The organism is Candidatus Eisenbacteria bacterium (genome assembly GCA_035712145.1).
Lineage (GTDB): Bacteria > Eisenbacteria > RBG-16-71-46 > RBG-16-71-46 > RBG-16-71-46 > DASTBI01.
Genome location: DASTBI010000225.1, coordinates 1 through 1683, shown reverse-complemented (window position 1 = coordinate 1683; position 1683 = coordinate 1). Strand labels below are relative to the sequence as shown.

The 1683-nt window shown below is 65.4% G+C and carries 1 protein-coding gene; it reads right to left on the bottom strand.

Translation table 11 applies throughout. From position 1 onward, the window contains the following. A partial coding sequence (locus VFQ05_16220; GenBank protein HET9328314.1) for a choice-of-anchor D domain-containing protein occupies positions 1 to 1683 on the bottom strand: 1683 nt, incomplete at both ends.

Genomic DNA, 1683 nt, shown 5'->3' with positions numbered 1-1683 from the left:
GTCGTGCCAATGCTCGAACGTGAGCGTCGCGTCCAGCACTCCACTCAGATCGATCAAGGGACTCTGGAGCGCGTCGCTTCCCTGGAAGTCGTGCTGCGAGACGCGCCAGCTCCAGGCTCCGCTGTTGGAACGACCCGTCGTACGCCCCCACAGGTCGACGCCGATCGAGTCGGTCGAGTAGTGGGACCAGCCGCCGGGTCCTCCTTCCATGTCGTCGGAGTAGAGGACGTAGACGCCGGGTGGCACCGCGGCCGTCGCGGCTCGGACCGCACGGCCGCCGCCCAAACGTCCGACCAGGGCGCTCGATCCTTTGGTCGACCCGGACGGCGTGGCTTCGCGATAACGCTCACGATATGAAGCCTTCTCGAGCTCGCTCATCGTGCTTCGCGAAACGGCGTCGACCACCAGCGGAGCGCCCGGCACGGCGGCCACGGCAATGGCAGGCAGGCGAACCGCGATGTCGACCGTCAGCGGCGAGGCGCCGTCGTTGGAGATGGTCAACGGACGCACCGAGGTTTGCCCCTGGAGAATGTCCTCCAGGACGGCCCGAGGGGCGATCGAGATGTCGGGTGGAATCTGCCCCGTTCCCGTCAGGGCGACCGTGGACTCGCCCGCGTCCGGGTCGTTGCTTCGAATGGTCAGCACCCCGGGCGTGGGCCCCGCGGCGCCAGGCCGGAAGGTCACGCTCACCCACCGCGAAGTTCCAGGAGCGAGACTGAAGCCCGCCGCCGGGTCCACCTGATATTCGCCTCGCGACGGCGTGATCTCGGTGACTGTCAGGACTTCCGTGCCCCGGTTGCCGACCATCAGCGATTCGGAGCGCGCGGCTCCGATGAACAGCGTTCCAAAGTCGATCTCGGACCGCGACAGCGTGATGTCCGGCGCTCCGGTCACGTGCAGGTCGGCCGGAACGGACCAGGGCGATTCGTCGGGGTCGTTGCTGATGATGATGATGTCTCGGTGGTAATCGCCTCCCGGGAGTCCCTTGGCATCGAACGTCACCGCCAGATCGATCTGGCCTCCGGGTTGAAGGGTTCCAGACGAGGGTGCGATCGAGAGCCAGTCGGAACCGAACATGAAGGGGATCATGTTGCGCAGGATGGTCCCCGTCGAATAGCCGAACTGGTAGCCGAATTCGAGCGTCTGCCCGCTCGCGATCACCCTTCCCGCCCCGAACGGATAGACCACCAGTGCCGTCTGGCCCTGGTCGTCGGTCGCGATCTGGGTCGCGTTCGCGGGAATGTTGGCAAAGTACGAGAGACTGGCTTGCACACCCGTGATGGGGTCGGGAACGTCCCTCATCAAGGCGTGGCCGGGCTGGAGGACGTGGTTGAACTCGGAGATGAAGGTCCTGATCTCCATTCCTCCCGGAAGAGTGACGCGCGTGGGATCGCCGGCCGACCAACCCCACGAGGCATGGAATTCCAGCACTCCGCCTCGCAGGACGTAGTCATTGATCTGGGCCGCCCTTTCGGCGACACGGTCATAGAGGGAAGTCGGCTGGTCGCTCGGAACGATCACTTTCTGATACGGGCTCAAGTCGGTCCCGCCGAGAGCGGATGACGGGATGACGTCGTAGACGATGTCATTGAGCATCAGGAGCGATTCAACCGCCGCGCTGAACCAGGGCAGCACGTCCTCGACGACGAGGACGGTCGCTCCGGCCTGGTGAATCGGCGCCGA